This is a genomic window from Flavobacterium collinsii (assembly GCF_946903285.1).
Taxonomy (GTDB): domain Bacteria; phylum Bacteroidota; class Bacteroidia; order Flavobacteriales; family Flavobacteriaceae; genus Flavobacterium; species Flavobacterium collinsii.
Map to the genome: position 1 here is coordinate 5019188 of NZ_OX336425.1, position 16823 is coordinate 5036010.

A 16823-nucleotide genomic window follows, 5' to 3' on the forward strand; every position below is an offset into this window, starting at 1 on the left:
GGTTCAGAGATGCAAAGGTACAAAGGTTTTTTTTAAAGGTGCTAAGATTCTAAGGTGCTAAGGTTCTAAGTTTTTTTACATCTCAAATTTCACAATTAAAAAAAATCCGACTCGTAAAAAACGAATCGGATTTATTAGATGTTATGTGTTCCGGTAAAAAACACAGTCACCTTTCAGGACTATAACTTATTATCCTTTTTTGAGTGGTTTTGTTTCTTTTAGATCCTTGGTATCCATCATTTCCATAAGTTTTAACCCAAGTAAACCGCTAATAGAACCGTCAGAACCGCCATTTCCAGAGATCAGTACATCGGGAATTACTTTGATATTTCCTTTACCAATTTCTTCGGTTACTTTATATCTGGTAAAATTATCGCCACCCATCGCGCTAACTTGTAATTGGTACGATTCTGCAGTCGATTTACCAACTGCCATAATTTTCTCTGCTTCGGCCAAACCGGTTTTTGAAATACGCTCTGCCTCGGCACTTGCATTCAATTTGGTCGCTTCAGCCTGTGCACCTGCTCTTGCTTTCGTTGCTTCGGCCTCAGCATTTGCACGCATTTTAGTTGCTTCAGCTTCAGCGTTCACATTCAGTTTTAAACTGGTGGCGTCACCTTCTGCTTTCTTAACGGTCGCATCAGCAGTACGCTGTGCAATTTCAACACTTTGCGAAGCGCGCACAATCTCTTTTTGCATATCTGCAATTGCCGTTTCTTTTTCCATTCCCTGACGCTGTTCCTGAGCCATTCTTTGGGTTTGATATGTTTTTTGTTCTTCTTCGGCCAACTTCCTGTCCGTTAAGGTTTTCATCAGCGAATCCGGCGGAACAATATCTCCAATCAAAGTATCAACAGCATTAACATTATATTCGTCAAGTACTAATTTTATGTGATTCTTAGCAGATTCCTGACGTTCTTTTCTGGTGCTTAAGAAAGAAATTACGTCACTGTCCTGAGCCGAGTTTCTGAAATAGTTACCAATTGTAGGTTCTAAAACCTGAGAAACCAGATTGTTCATACTTCCAAAGCGTGCAATTACTTTTGGAGCCTCATTTGCCGGTACATGGATAATCTGCGCTACGTCAAGATTAAAAGGGAAACCGTCTTTCGAACGAACCGTAATGGTAGACAGGTTTTTATCTAAATCATGTGATTCACTACGTGCATTTGCCCAGTTTAAAACTAAATTAGTTGTTGGCACGGGTTCCAGTTTGGTCGTGTACTTGTTTAGGGCATATTTCCCCGGTCCAAAAGGCTCCATCCAAACACCTCGTTGTCCTTTTGAAACAATATTTCCGTGTTTAAAAGTATCCCCCGTAACATCCTGACCATCTTCTCCAATATAAGAAATCACCACACCAACATATCCGATTGGCACATCTGTCATTGGATTTTGTTCGATTAAGATTCCCCAAGTATTAATGTAGTACGATCCTGCCAGCATTACCTGAGGCTGCAGACCACGATTCCCTCCTTTGTCCAAAAATTGGTCAAAGTCCTGAAAGTTATTGTGCCCTTCCACAAACTTCCCGGCAATTTGTCCCTGCGGAATAGGCTCTCCGTCAAGAGCAGTCACAATACCAATCATATTCTCATAAATCTTGATCTGATCTGCAATTATAATTTCAAACAAAAAGGTATTAATACGATACGATCCTGTTGTAATAAATGCCGTCTGACGTCCTTTTTGTCCGCCATTGTTTAAAAAAGAAGTAGCGTCCTGAAAATTATCACTGTCCACTCTTCTTGCCAGGATTCTTCCGGTTGGAATCTCCTGCCCGTCTTTACTTAAAACCAATCCAATTTTACCTTCCGGAATAACCGTAAATCCGGTCATATCAATTGAATATTGCCAGATCCACATTCCCCAGTACAAACCCGGAGCAAGTGTTTGCGCCTGATAACCGGCTTCTCCTTTTGTAGCGATAATACGCCCGTCGGGAAGCGATTTATCAGCTCCGAACAAAACAAATTTCTTGGTTACCAAACCAATTTTATTTTCCGGAACCATAACCATTCCGAAAAATACACGCAAAATAAATTTGTAAAAAACAATGGCAAATAAGATTAAAATTATCCACCAATAAGAAGTAATTTCATTCATAGTTTTAATATTTAGTATTACAAACATAGGAGAAATACTTCCTGTTAAAATGAAAAATTTTAAAATTTAACTCTTATTAATTTTTACCTAAAAAAGTTAAAATTTGATTCCTTCTCCATCGTTAGAATTGTCAATTTCTGACACGATTTTTCAGTCTGTCAACTGCGGTTGGCATTTTGGGTTTTAACAGTTTCTTCATAGGTCCAGAGGCGCATAGGTACAAAGGAACAAAGGTTTTTGTTTTAGAAATTATGAAACACTAAAGTTTTGAGCTACCGAGATAATAAGTAACTTATAAAAACTCAAACCTCACAAAGAAAAAACTTAGAACCTTATTGCCTTAGCAACTAAGAACCTTTTAAAAAAGCCTTTGTACCTTTGCCTCTCTGTCCCTTTGAGCCTCTTTTTAAAAAAAACCTTTGTACCTTTGCATCTCAGAACCTTTGAACCTTTATTTTGAGATATTTTATTCAATTTGCTTATAACGGAACACATTATCATGGCTGGCAATTTCAGCCCAACGCATCTTCTGTTCAGGAAACTTTAAACAAAGCACTTTCTATTTTATTGAACACTCCCATAAATGTAATGGGTGCCGGACGAACGGATACCGGAGTTCATGCGCAGGAAATGTATGGTCATTTTGATGTTGAAACCCCGTTGGAAGTTCCAAATTTGATTCACAAGCTCAACTCGTTTTTACCAAAAGACATTGCTATTTTTAATATTCTTCCGGTTCACGATGAGGCCCATTGCCGATTTGATGCAACCAGAAGAACCTACGAATACCACATCAACACTGTTAAAAATCCGTTTTTAGAAGAATTGAGTTGGTACTTTAATCAAAAATTAGATGTAGATTTGATGAATGAAGCCGCGAAAATTTTACTGCTCCACACCGACTTCCAGTGTTTTTCGAAAGTAAATACAGACGTCAATACTTTTGATTGCACGATTTTTGAGGCATACTGGAAACAGGAAAACAGTAAGCTGATTTTTACGATCTCGGCCAATCGTTTTCTTCGCAATATGGTGCGGGCAATTGTTGGAACATTAGTAAATATTGGTTTGCATAAAATTTCTCTGGATGATCTTGAAAACATTATCGCCAGTAAAAGCAGAGAAAAAGCCGGATTTTCGGTACCGGCACACGGATTATATTTAACCGAAATTGATTACGATTATTTATCGCTGTAGGCCATAAGCCGTAGGCTGTAGGCTTTATGCCTAAAGCTTATTGCCTATAGCTTAAAGCTTAATGCCCACAATAAATAAATGAAAGCAAAAGCATTTGATACCGGATTATTCAAACGAATCTTAAAATATACCAAACCTTATAAATGGCGCTACTACGGCGTTATTCTTTTTGCTGTCTCCCTTTCGATTTTTGCAGCCCTTCGTCCCTATTTACTAAAACAAACGGTCGACGGCTATATCAAGACACATGACAAGGAGGGTTTACTTCTTTATATAATCTTAATGGGAGCTGTTCTTTTGATGGAAGTTTTCTCCCAGTTTTATTTTGTTTACTGGGCCAACTGGCTTGGGCAGGACATTGTAAAAGATATCCGTACCAAACTTTTCAAACACATACTAAGCTTCAGAATGAAGTATTTTGACCTTGTACCTGTAGGTCAATTGGTGACAAGATCAGTTTCAGACATTGAGTCAATTGCCCGTATTTTTAGTCAGGGTCTTTTTATGATTATCAGTGATTTGATGAAAATGCTAGTGGTACTTATCTTCATGTTTTATATGAACTGGAAATTAACTTGGATTGTAGTAGTCGCGATGCCAATTCTGGTTTATATTACCCGAATTTTTCAACGCAAAATGCAGGTCGCTTTTGAAGAAGTCCGCACCCAGATTTCCAATATGAACTCTTTCGTACAGGAACGCGTTACAGGAATGAAAATCGTACAGCTTTTTAACCGCGAACAAATCGAAGCCGATAACTTTAAAGAAATCAACAACAAACACAGAGTTGCCTGGATCAAAACTATTTTATACAACTCAATATTTTTCCCGATTGCAGATATTATCTCTTCTATTACTTTAGGATTGGTGGTCGTTTATGGTGGTTTTAAAATCCTAAACGGAGATCATTTTACAACTTTTGGGGACTTATTTTCCTATACCATGTTTATCGGGATGCTATTCAACCCACTACGTCAGATTGCGGATAAATTCAACGAGATGCAATTAGGAATGATTGCGGCCAATCGTGTTTTTGATATTATCGACACTCAGGATCACATTCAGGATACCGGAACGATCGAAGCACCAATCTTTGAGGGAAGTATCGAATTCAAAAACGTCCGTTTTAGTTATATTCCGGAAGAAGAAGTTATAAAAGGAATTGATTTATCAGTCTCTTCAGGGCAAACCGTTGCCATTGTAGGTTCTACAGGAGCAGGAAAGTCGACTATTATCAATCTATTGAATCGTTTCTACGAAATTAACAGCGGTACCATTTGCATTGACGGTCATAATATCGAAAATTATACTTTGGCTTCGTTACGAAAACAAATTGCGGTGGTACTTCAAGATGTATTTTTGTTTGCTGACACGATTTATAACAACATTACTTTACACAATCCTGAAATTACCCGCGAGAAAGTTCTGGATGCTGCCAAAAAAATTGGTGTTCACGATTTTATCATGAGTTTGCCGGACAATTATGATTTTGATGTAAAAGAACGAGGAGTTATGCTTTCGTCAGGACAGCGTCAGTTAATTGCGTTTTTAAGATCGTATGTAAGCAATCCGAGTATTTTGATTTTGGATGAAGCTACCTCATCGATTGATACATATTCTGAAGAATTAATTCAGCGTGCCACCGAAACCATTACCAAAGGAAGAACTTCGATTATTATTGCGCACCGATTGGCAACAATCGTAAATGCAGACAAAATTGTAGTTATGGATAAAGGACTAATTGTTGAACAAGGTACGCATCAGGAGTTATTACTTAAAACTGATGGTTATTATAAAAACTTATATGACTCTCAGTTTGCCGTAGCTAACTAGTTACTTCATAAAAAAATTAACCTCTCACACGGATCTGCCAAAACTATGGTCATAATGCCAATAATTTAGCTCACTATCATCCGTGTAGAGCTTCTCTTCTATAGAATAATCAAAACTTAGCCTATGATATCTTTTGATTGGGTGAACTGGTGATAACTCAATAATGTTATTTTGCGTATTACAAATAAATAAGTATTTTTGAGAAATAAACAAGTATAAAAAAACCCCATGAAAAAAAAATTATTAATTCTCGTTTTATTTTTAGCCTTTTCTGCTAATGCATTCTCAATGCAACTTTTTGTCAAAACTTTGACTGGAAAAACTATAACTATTGAGGTTGAATGTTCAGATACTATCGAAAATATTAAGGCTAAAATACAAGATAAAGAAGGTTTTTCTCCTGATTGCCAAAGGTTAATATTTGCAGGAAAACAACTTGAAGACGGCAGAACAGTATGCGACTATAACATTTTAAAAGAAAGCACGATACATTTGGTTCTTAGGACTCCTCCTTGTAATTAATTCTAATTAATTGTTTATTAGAGAAGATAACAATGTGTTTGAATACATTTTAAAACTGGGTTTTAACACACTCACTACTTCGATTTCAAAACTGATAATAGGAAAATAGGAAACCAAAAGACACTGTCCTAAAAAGCGTGTAAGTTTAAAAACAATGGGGTTTGACTTTTAATTAAAGTCAAACCCTTTTTTTCTATAAACGAAACCGAAATCACTTATTTTGGACGAGGCAACACTTCAATCATCATTGCGCATCGTCTGGTAACCATTGTAAATGCTGACAAAATTGTTGTAATGAACAAAGGACTTATCACAGAACAGGAAACGCATCAGGAACTACTCCTTAAAACCGACGGTTATTACAAAAATCTATACAGCTCTCAATTTGCTGTGGCTAATTAGATTTCGAAATGCTAAAAAAGTTCTTAAAAAAGTTAAATTAGCGTTATAAGAATCATAAATCTACTGGTTCACAGGCCTTAGGATAGCATTCCTTTTTTTTGAATTATTTATCTTTGAGAGACAAAATTCAAATGCAAAAGAAAATGCCACAAAACAGATTTTATCCTAACGAAGAATTCAAAGAAATAGAAATAAACGCCTCATTACAACTTAGATATGCCATTTCAAACAAAGGCCGACTGATTAGTTTTTCAGATGAAATTCAAAACGGACGCATTCTCAAAGGCGGTCTAAGTGATGGTTATCCTACTTTTAGATTTAAGGTTAAAAAAGACGACAAAATTGTCAACAAATATCTTTTTCTCTACAAACTAGTTGCTCATTATTTCATCCCAAAAGAATCAGAAGAACAAACTTACGTGCTTCATTTGGATTATAATCGAAGTAATGACGATGTCAAAAATCTATGCTGGGCGACAAAAGCCGAAATGATGGCACACAGCCGCAAAAGCCCGCATGTGATCCAGGCCAAGAAAAACCTGATCGAACACAATTTAAAAGCCGACGGAAGAAAATTAACAACCACCAAAGTAATGTTAATCAAAAAAATCCTCGCGCGCCCGGAACAAAAAACACGTCTGAAAATGATTGCCAAACAATTTGGCGTAAGCGAAATGCAGATACGACGTATTGCCAGCGGTGAAAACTGGGGACATATAAAGGTCTGATACATACAAAAATTCATTCTATAACTATCATTATCTGGGGCTCCTTAAAAAGAGCTCCTTTTTTTTTGCACCACCGCCAACAAACAAACTACTCATTTTTAAGCACTTAAAACAATTTCATACCAAGACATTAAAAATCAGAATCAAAAAAGGCAGAATAATAGGATTAATACTTTTATTAATTGTAAACTTGCATACCAAATTCAAAGATAATTTTATGAAGAAAAAACTACTTATCTTACTGTGCTTACTTAGTTTATCTGCTTTTGCACAAAACACTTTAATCCCTGACCAAAATTTCGAACAAAAACTAATCTCTCTTGGATTAGATACCGTTCTCGATGGAAAAGTACTAACTTCAAACATTTCATCTGTTACCTCTTTAGATGTGAGTTCCAGTTCCATAAAAAGTCTTAAAGGAATTCATGCTTTTATTAATCTTGAGATTTTGAATTGTTCCTACAACGAATTGACCGGATTAGACCTTTCTCTAAGTCGTAAACTTTCTACTTTGATTTGTCATTCCAATAAAATACAAAGTTTAGATTTTAAACAAAATCCCCTTTTGAGAAATTTGGACTGTCAATCCAATTTAATAAATTATTTGGATATATCTCAAAACGAATATTTAACTCAATTATATTGTTCTAAAAACAAGCTGCCGTCTTTAAATATTACTAAAAATTTTAATCTTCAGGGGCTTTATTGTTCAGATAACTTACTAAATACTTTAAACCTTACCAACAATAACGTTCTTGTTAATCTTGTTTGCAGCAATAATAGACTCAAAAGTCTTGATCTTTCTAAAAACACACTCTTAGTCGATTTATATTGCGAAAACAATCGAATAACTTCTTTAGATGTTACTAGACAAAACAAACTCCGAAACGTTAATTTGAGTTCAAATGAGCTTATAAATCTAAACCTAAAGAATGGCAATAATCAACTCTTAAATACTAATAATTTAAATTTTCTACGCAACCCTCAATTAGCATGCATACAAGTCGACAACACTTTATTTTCTAATACAAACTGGCAAGATGTAAAAGATCTTACAGCAAGTTACTCTGTCGACTGTCCTCTTTATACTTTCATACCTGATAGTAATTTTGAAAACACTCTTATTGCTTTAGGAATTGATTCGGGAACCCCTGACAGAAAAGCACTAACTTCAAACATTTCTTCAGTAACAACATTAGATTTAGGAGTTAATACAACTATTGAAGATTTAACCGGGATACAGGACTTTACAGCACTTCAAACTCTAATTTGTCATGGAAATACAGGTGAGGTAATCAACGGTGGGAACGGAAAATTAAAAATTATTGATATTTCTAAAAACGTAAACCTGACAACTCTTGATTGCTCCTATAACCAGCTTATAAATTTAGATGTCACCAATAATCCTTTACTGGTTTCGTTAAATTGCAACGTCAATAAACTAACAAAAATTGACGTTTCCAAAAATGTAAAACTGAATAATATTGACATAAGCAGTAATCAAATTATACAACTTGATCTTTCAAAAATCCCAACTTTACGCTACCTAAGTGCCGATGACACAAAACTTACCTATCTGGATATTTCATCTAATCCGAATATGGTTGGATTATTTTGTAACACTTCGGATTTAAGAAGTTTAAATTTAAAAAATGGAAATAACCAATTAATTTCAGCACAAGACATAAACTTCAAGGGAAACCCAAATTTAAAATGCATTCAGGTCGACAATGCCGTAAATGCTACTGCAAAGTGGTCTGCTGCCAAAGATGCCGCTACAAATTATTCAACCGAATGTCTAAATGATTCATTTACATTGCTTCCCGACAGCAATTTCGAAAATGCACTTATAACTTTAGGAATCGATGCAGGAGTTCCGGATGGAAAAATTCTGACTTCAAAAGTTTCTTCTGTCACGAAATTAGATTTAGGAACTAATACAACCATTACAGATCTGACCGGAATACAAGATTTCAAAGCACTTGAGTGGCTAGTTTGCCAAGGAAATACTGGTCGCGCAGGTGATGGCGGAAACGGAAAACTAAAAACACTTGATGTATCCAAGAATACAAATCTAACGATTCTTGAATGCTCTTTTAATCAACTTACCAATTTAGATGTAACGCATAACCCATTACTGCGTTCCTTAAGATGTAGTGTAAATAAATTAACAGCAATTGATGTTTCTCAAAACACAAAACTGGATGATCTTGATGTAGGCAGTAATCAAATTACAGCGCTTGATGTCTCAAAAATTCCAACTTTACGTTTCCTGACTGCCGAATCTACTAAACTTACCACATTAGATCTTTCCTCTAATCCGGCACTGGTTGGATTATTTTGTAGAAGTTCGGATTTGACAAGTTTAAATCTAAGAAATGGTAAAAACCAATTAATTGTACCGCAGAGTATAACCTTTACGGGAAATCCAAATTTAACTTGTATACAGGTTGATGATGCAACATTTTCTACTGCAAACTGGTCTGCTGCCAAAGATGCTTCTGCCAATTACTCGAACCAATGCCAGACAGGTCCATACACCCTTATTCCTGACAGTAATTTCGAAAGTGCTCTTATTTCCTTAGGAATTGATTCAGGTGTTCCGGACGGAAAAGTACTGACTTCAAACGTTTCTTCGGTGACAAAATTAGATTTAGGAACCAATGCAACCATTACTGATCTAACCGGAATTCAAGATTTTACAGCGCTTCAACGATTAATTTGTCATGGAAATTTTGGGCACATGGACACAGGCGGAAATGGAAAACTGACTACTATTGACGTTACTAAAAACACAAAACTAATTGCTCTTGATATCTCATACAATAAAATTACAGCTTTAGATGTGTCCAAGAATCCCTTACTGATTTCACTAAAATGCAGCGTAAATAAACTAACAAAAATTGACGTTTCTCAAAATATAAAACTGGATAATCTTGATATCAACAATAATTATATTACAAAGCTTGATATTTCAAAAATTCCAACTTTACGTTACCTAAGCGCTGATTACACAAAACTTACCTCACTGGATATTTCCTCTAATCCGGTAATGGTTGGGCTATTTTGTAACAATTCGACTTTAACAAGTTTAAATCTAAAAAATGGCAAAAACCAATTGATTGCAGCGCAAAGCATAAACTTTAAGGCAAATCCTAATTTAACTTGTATTCAGGTTGATAATGCCGTAAATTCTAACGCAAACTGGTCTGCTGCTAAAGATGCTTCTGCCAATTACTCAAATGAATGTCAGACTGGTCCATACACCCTTACTCCTGACAGCAATTTCGAGAATGCTCTTATTTCTCTTGGAATTGATTCAGGAGTTCCGGACGGAAAAGTACCTACTTCAAACGTTTCTTCGGTGACAAAATTAGATCTAGGAACCAATGCAACCATTACCGATCTAACCGGAATACAAGATTTCACAGCACTACAATGGTTAATTTGTCATGGGAATTTTGGGCACATGGATACAGGCGGAAATGGAAAATTGACCACGATTGATGTTTCTAAAAACACAAAACTGACTGTTCTCGATGTCTCATTCAACAAAATTACAAATCTGGATGTTACCAATAATCCATTGCTAATTTCTTTAAGTTGTAACGTTAATAAATTGACCGCAATTAATGTTTCTAAAAACACAAAACTGGATAATCTTAACATCAGCAATAATCACATTACACAGCTTGATATTTCCAAAATTCCAACTTTACGTTACCTAAGCGCTCATTATACAAAACTTACGGCACTGGATATTTCATCGAATCCGGTAATGGTTGGATTATTTTGTAACAATTCGACTTTAACAAGCTTAAATCTAAAAAACGGCAAAAACCAATTGATTGCAGCGCAAAGCATAGACTTTAAAGAAAACCCCTATTTAACTTGTATTCAGGTTGATAATGCCGCAAATTCTACTGCAAACTGGTCTGCTGCTAAAGATGCTTCTGCCAATTACTCCAATGAATGTCAGACTGTTCTATACACGCTTATTCCTGACAGCAATTTCGAAAAGAAACTGATTCAGCTGGGAATTGATTCAGGAACTCCAGACGGAAGAGTATTAACCTCTAATGTTAAAACCGTAACGTCTTTAGATGTCTCCCTAAGCAATATAACAGATTTGACCGGTCTAGAAGACTTTACCTCTTTGACATCATTAAAATGTCAAGCAAATTATACTTTAAAAGCTCTGGATGTTACAAAAAATATCCATTTAACTACATTGGACTGTAGCAATAATTATCTTATAACAACATTAGATGTATCAAAAAATACGGCTTTAATTGATTTAAATTGTTATTACAATAAACTGAGCACTTTAGATGTAAGCTCAAATACAAACTTAACCTCTCTACAATGTGGGTCCAATAAGTTAACAAGCTTAGATGTTACAAATAATAAAGCCTTAACTAAACTAACTCTTGGATACAACCAGATTTCAAGTTTAGATGTATCGCAAAATATCCTGTTAGAGTCTTTAGATTGCACCTCAAATCAAATTTCAGACTTAAACATCCGTTCGAATACAAAATTAACTGAACTGTGGGCTGGAAACAACCTGTACTCTTCGTTAGATGTTTCAAATAATACTGCTTTGAAATCGCTAATATGCAATACAAATCAATTAACATCAATAGACGTTTCCAAAAATACTGCATTGACAAGATTGTTAGTCTACCAAAATAAGATAGCAAGTATAGACATTTCAAACAATACTCTATTAAGCTCTTTTGATTGTGGTACGAATTTAATCACCAATCTTAATGTTTCAAAAAATATAGATTTGCAATTTTTATACTGTGACAAGAATAAATTAACCACCTTAGATGTCTCTGCAAATACTAAGCTTTGCACATTCGATTGTGCTAACAACCTGCTCACTAACCTGGATGTTTCTAATAACAAAGATTTAAGGTCGCTTGAATGTGAATCCAACAAACTGGTAAGTCTAAACCTAAAAAATGGTAATAATTATATGCTTGATCCATTTCCAAGCTCTGATCCTAATTTTATTTTATATAGAATAGATTTTAGAAACAACCCTGATTTAACTTGTATTCAGGTTGATGATGCTTATTATTCAGATCAGAAATGGTCAACAAGAAAAGATCCAAAGGTAAAATTTAGCGAAGATTGCAACAATAGTACCTTGATAACAGATTCTAATTTTGAAGATTTTCTAATTGCTGCTGGTATTGATACTGACGGAAAAAATGGAAAAGTTGCCACCTCCAGTATTGCTAATATTAAAGTTTTAGACATTTCAAATTCAAACATCTCAGATTTAAAAGGAATTGAAAACTTCACTGCTTTAGAGAAATTTATCTGTAAAGGAAATTTAATTACTACAGTTGACATGTCAAATAACACTCAGTTAAACTATCTGGACGTCTCAAACAATCCGCTGACTAGTGTTAATGTTTCTAAAAATAAATTATTAAAAGAATTTTATTGTAATGGAATACAAATTATTCTCAAAAAATCGACTTCAACCTCTAGCAGGCTAACAACTTTAGATGTATCGAACAATACTTTGCTAACAAATTTTAACTGTTCGAACAATCAGCTGTCAAGTCTTGATTTATCAAAAAACATTAATCTAATAGAAGTAAACTGTTCTAATAACCTTCTAACCGATTTGAATTTGCAAAGTGGAAACAACGGTATTTTAGTCAGCTTAAATTTAAAAAACAATGCTCAATTAACTTGTATAAAAGTCGACAATCCTTCTTTCTCAACTGCTACCTGGGCAGATGCAAAAGATGAAATCGCAAAATATTCGACAACTTGCCGTACTTTAGAAACAAATGAGCAGATTTTTAACAACATCAGTATTTATCCAAATCCATCTGAGGGCGAGTTATACATTACAAACGTTTCATTGACAAAAGCAACGATCTATGACAGTTTGGGTAAACTTGTAAAAGTAGTATCCTTAAAAGGAGATACTCAGGAAAATTACATTGATTTAAAAGGAATAGCCCAAGGAATTTACTACATCTTTATCGAAAACCCTGAAGCACAAACCGTTAAAAAAATCATTGTTAAATAAGTATTCTCTTATTTCACTAAAAAACACATTTTAAAAAATAAAATGTGTTTTTTTTTGTTACAAATTAATGATCCATCTTTCTCTACTTTGTTATTAAAAAAAAGTAAAATACCAATTAAACTTTATTCTTTTCTATAACTTTTCTCAATATCTGTGTGAAAAGATCAAATTCGGCAAGGGTGGAAAGAAATTTTAAAGTATTTTTTAAAATAATTCCTTAAATTCGCAAGCACAAATAACAAAAGAATGAATCGATAAATGAGTTTCGGAATTAAACTTCATTTTCGATAGTAAATACTAAAAACCAAAAAAATGAAATACGACGTTATTGTTTTAGGAAGTGGTCCCGGTGGATATGTAACAGCTATTAGAGCTTCGCAATTAGGCTTTAAAGTAGCTGTAGTTGAAAAGGAAAACTTAGGTGGTGTGTGTTTGAACTGGGGATGTATCCCAACAAAAGCATTATTAAAATCAGCTCAGGTTTTTGATTATCTAAAACATGCTTCTGACTACGGATTGAAAGTTTCTGAGTTCGACAAAGATTTCCCGGCAGTAGTACAACGTAGCCGTGGTGTTGCTGAAGGAATGAGCAAAGGAGTTCAATTCCTGATGAAAAAAAACAAAATTGACGTTATTGAAGGTTTTGGAAAACTAAAACCAGGAAAAAAACTTGACGTTACAGACAAAGACAATAAAGTTACTGAATATAGCGCTGATCATATCATCATCGCGACTGGAGCTCGCTCTCGTGAGTTACCAAACTTACCTCAGGATGGAGTAAAAGTAATTGGTTACCGCCAGGCAATGACGTTACCAACACAACCAAAATCTATGATTATCGTAGGTTCTGGAGCAATTGGAGTAGAATTTGCTCATTTCTACAACTCAATGGGAACAGAAGTTACTATTGTAGAATTTATGCCAAATGTTGTTCCTGTAGAAGACGAAGATATCTCAAAACAATTTGAGCGTTCTTTGAAAAAAGCCGGAATTAAAATCATGACTAACTCATCTGTTGAGCGTATTGACACAACTGGTGCAGGAGTTAAAGCATTTGTTAAAACTGCAAAAGGTGAAGAAGTTCTTGAAGCTGACATCGTACTTTCGGCAGTTGGAATTAAAACTAACATTGAAAACATCGGTTTAGAAGAAGTTGGAATCGCTGTTGACAGAGATAAAATCTTAGTAAACGCTTACAACGCAACTAATATTCCTGGATATTATGCAATTGGAGACGTTACTCCAGGACAAGCTTTGGCTCACGTAGCTTCGGCTGAAGGAATTAACTGTGTAGAAAAAATTGCTGGTTTACACGTAGATCCAATCGATTACGGAAACGTTCCTGGTTGTACTTACGCGACTCCTGAAATCGCTTCTGTAGGTTTAACTGAAAAACAAGCTAAAGAAAAAGGATACGAATTAAAAATTGGTAAATTCCCATTCTCAGCTTCAGGAAAAGCTAAAGCTGCCGGAACTCCAGACGGATTCGTAAAAGTAATTTTCGATGCTAAATACGGAGAATGGTTAGGATGCCACATGATTGGTGCAGGTGTTACCGATATGATTGCTGAAGCAGTTGTAGCTCGTAAACTTGAAACTACAGGTCATGAAATCCTAAAATCTATCCACCCTCACCCAACAATGAGCGAGGCTGTTATGGAAGCTGTTGCTGATGCTTACGGCGAAGTAATTCACTTGTAAAAACATACCGTTTTACGGTTACATATAATTTTCAATTTAAAAGAATCCGATTTGTGAAAGCAAGTCGGATTTTTTTATGACGTGTCCCTCCGGGTCAGGCTGTCCGCTGTATCTTTTATGGCGAACCCCGCCATAAAAGGATGCCACTTCCATCCTTCACGCTAAATTGTTTTCAGTATAAACAAGTTTTCCTGCAAGGTTTTCAAAAACGTGTAGGTATTTTTGATATTCGGATTGCCTTTTTATCATAGCAAATGGCTTAAAAAACTTGGTTCTAATAAAGATGAAATTGTAATGCAAAAACAGACTTATTATTACTGATGAAAAAGCAAAAAAGTAAAAGCACAATTAAACAACATTGCTTTGTGTCAAAAGTTCAATTCACAACAACAGGTCGATTTTTTTTTTGTTAAATTTTAAACCATTTATCAGAAATATTTTATCTTGGAGTTAAAATACATTTACAGCCTTAATTAAAATAATACCCAATGGAAAACACACCTATATTCTTTGCCGACGGAGAAAATCCAAAAATGATCGAAGCCTATAAAAAAGCACAAGAAACCTTTAAATATTTCTGGAGAGAATTATCGTGGGAATACCGCCGAATTGTTCCGGGACTTGACGTTGCTTGCGTAAAACTGGCCTTTACTCAGGAAATTGATGGTGAAACTGTAGTCGAACACATGTGGATTAACGATATTAATTTTGACGGCGATACCATTTATGGTATTTTAGTAAATCAACCGGACGAATTAACCAATGTCAATAACGGCGACGAAGTACAAATACCCGTAAATCAAATAAGCGATTGGCTATTTGCCAGTCAGGGAAAAACCTACGGAGCCTTTACGATACAGGCCATGCGTTCAGAAATGAGTGAAGAGGAAAGAGAAGATCATGACGAAGCCTGGGGCTTAGAATTTGGAGATTACAACGATATTCTGGTTGTTTCAGATCAAAAAGAAAAACCAGAAAACCTCATAGAACACCCAATGAGCAAAAACATGAAAGAAAGTCTTATTGATTTTGTTAAAAATAATCCCGAAGAACTTAGCGCGACAGATGAACTTGGTTATACTTTTTTACATCGCGAGACCATTGCAGGAAATAAAACCTCTGTTGAAGTTTTACTGGAATCAGGAGCAGACACAAAAGTTAAAACCAACAATGGCAAGACCGCCCTTGACTTTGCAAAACAACTGAACTGGGAACATTTAATTCCTTTGTTGTAGTTTTTAGTATCTAAAGTCCGATTTGTCTCAGCAAATCGGACTTTTTTTTTGAAATTTCTATGAAAATAAATATTAATTTATAGTAACCATTAAGAGACCTTTTTTTAATAATAAAGCACTAATTTTGCGGCACCCAAAACAAATCTGCCATGAAAAAAATAGTGCTCGTAGTAACATTCGTTCTTCTTTTACCTGCAATGGTTATTGCGCAAACCAAAACCGAAACGCCTGATGTTTTTGCAAAATCTACTAATTATGTAAATGATTTCGAAAAAATCCTTACTTCAAGCCAAACCAAAAATCTGAGCGACTTTTTGAAAGCCGGTGAAACTAAAACTAAAACTAAAATTACTATTGTAACCCTCTCTTCAATAGCACCATACACCAATCTTACCGATTATTCTTCAGACCTTGAACAGTATCTGGTTTCTAAACTAAAAATAGACTCCTCTATTTTAATCGTCTTAAGCAAGCAATTGAGACAAATTCAAATTCAGGGCGTTAACAAACTGCGTCCAAAAATGAGCGATCAGGAAATTAAAGACATCGTATCAGCTTATGTATTACCAGAATTGAAAAAAGGTGATTATTATAAAGCCTTACAGGAAGGTTCTATTCAGCTTATTAAAAAACTGGAATAAAAAAAGTGCTCTTTATTGATTACTGCTTTCATCAGAAAAAAATAGTAAATCCGACTTGTGAAAATAGGTTGGATTTTTTTTTTGCACTCGTTTCTATAAAATTATGGATTGTCAATTTATAATATGACAACATTCTCCATAAATCAAAAGACATTTGTATTCTAAAGGATACTCATTAAAAAAACATACAGGTACAAGCAAAATGAAAAATTTAAGACAACTGAAAATTCATAGAAAGCATCAAGCACGGGCTTACAGAAAAACCATAACGATTCCACAAATAATACTTGAAGGTAAATGGCTTGGTCGTCTTGGCTTCATGGCAGGACTGATGGTAAATGTAGAACAAAGGAAAAACAAATTGATAATTACTGTTCACAAGGGATGATTTTGCGAA

At 34.9% G+C, this 16823-nt stretch carries 10 protein-coding genes; 9 read left to right on the top strand and 1 reads right to left on the bottom strand.

Going from position 1 to position 16823, the window contains the following annotated elements:
- Nucleotides 1-189: 189 nt before the first annotated feature.
- Nucleotides 190-2106: an SPFH domain-containing protein gene (locus OGZ34_RS20135; RefSeq protein WP_263361496.1), complete on the bottom strand. Its 1917-nt coding sequence runs from the start codon at nucleotides 2104-2106 to the stop codon at nucleotides 190-192.
- Between the two features lie 456 nt (nucleotides 2107-2562).
- Between OGZ34_RS20135 and truA the strand changes: the two genes are divergently transcribed.
- The 9 genes from truA to OGZ34_RS22460 all read left to right on the top strand — a co-directional run bounded on the left by truA (nucleotide 2563) and on the right by OGZ34_RS22460 (nucleotide 16814).
- Nucleotides 2563-3303 (top strand): tRNA pseudouridine(38-40) synthase TruA, encoded by a 741-nt coding sequence (truA, locus tag OGZ34_RS20140; protein ID WP_173964986.1) that lies wholly within the window; start codon nucleotides 2563-2565, stop codon nucleotides 3301-3303.
- Nucleotides 3304-3381: 78 nt separating this feature from the next.
- Nucleotides 3382-5136: an ABC transporter ATP-binding protein gene (locus OGZ34_RS20145; protein ID WP_173964985.1), complete on the top strand. Its 1755-nt coding sequence runs from the start codon at nucleotides 3382-3384 to the stop codon at nucleotides 5134-5136.
- Nucleotides 5137-5364: 228 nt separating this feature from the next.
- On the top strand, nucleotides 5365-5658 hold the full coding sequence (locus tag OGZ34_RS20150; protein ID WP_246253169.1) for a ubiquitin-like protein: 294 nt from the start codon (nucleotides 5365-5367) through the stop codon (nucleotides 5656-5658).
- Nucleotides 5659-6203: 545 nt separating this feature from the next.
- Complete coding sequence (locus tag OGZ34_RS20155; RefSeq protein ID WP_173964983.1) at nucleotides 6204-6788, top strand: NUMOD4 domain-containing protein; 585 nt, start codon at nucleotides 6204-6206, stop codon at nucleotides 6786-6788.
- Nucleotides 6789-7005: 217 nt separating this feature from the next.
- Entirely contained in the window at nucleotides 7006-12849 is a 5844-nt protein-coding gene (locus OGZ34_RS20160; protein ID WP_263361497.1) for a T9SS type A sorting domain-containing protein, read from the top strand.
- Between the two features lie 312 nt (nucleotides 12850-13161).
- Entirely contained in the window at nucleotides 13162-14550 is a 1389-nt protein-coding gene (gene lpdA, locus OGZ34_RS20165) for a dihydrolipoyl dehydrogenase (RefSeq protein ID WP_121329580.1), read from the top strand.
- Between the two features lie 488 nt (nucleotides 14551-15038).
- A complete protein-coding gene (locus OGZ34_RS20170; RefSeq protein ID WP_263361498.1) occupies nucleotides 15039-15785 on the top strand; it encodes a DUF2314 domain-containing protein in 747 nt (248 codons plus the stop codon).
- A gap of 149 nt (nucleotides 15786-15934) precedes the next feature.
- A complete protein-coding gene (locus tag OGZ34_RS20175; RefSeq protein ID WP_263361499.1) occupies nucleotides 15935-16426 on the top strand; it encodes a TPM domain-containing protein in 492 nt (163 codons plus the stop codon).
- 202 nt (nucleotides 16427-16628) lie between these two features.
- Nucleotides 16629-16814 (top strand): SymE family type I addiction module toxin, encoded by a 186-nt coding sequence (locus OGZ34_RS22460; RefSeq protein WP_396192471.1) that lies wholly within the window; start codon nucleotides 16629-16631, stop codon nucleotides 16812-16814.
- Nucleotides 16815-16823: the final 9 nt, after the last annotated feature.